1 protein-coding gene is annotated in these 244 nt (G+C 67.6%); it reads left to right on the forward strand.

Annotation, left to right across the window (positions count from 1 at the left end; translation table 11 throughout):
- A partial coding sequence (locus C6N31_RS43165) for a Tn3 family transposase (RefSeq protein ID WP_198359754.1) occupies positions 1 to 228 on the forward strand: 228 nt, incomplete at its 5' end.
- Positions 229 to 244: the final 16 nt, after the last annotated feature.

Here is a 244-nt window from a genome sequence, read left to right on the forward strand (position 1 = left end):
TTCCACAACACCCTGGACATCGCCCAGGCGGTGCGCGAGCTGCAGGCGGAGGGCTGGAAGACCGAGCCGGAGGACCTGGCCGAGGTCTCGCCCTACCTGACCGAGAAGATCATGCGGTTCGGCGAGTACTCCACCCATGAGCTGGACCTGGCCCCGGAGGCGTACGAGCCGCACCTGGACGTCGACTTCACCAAGCTCGACCCGCAAGACCCGGCCGCGGCTTCCTGATCGTCACCGCCGCTTC

This window comes from Streptomyces fildesensis, from assembly GCF_016107395.1.
Lineage (GTDB): Bacteria > Actinomycetota > Actinomycetes > Streptomycetales > Streptomycetaceae > Actinacidiphila > Actinacidiphila fildesensis.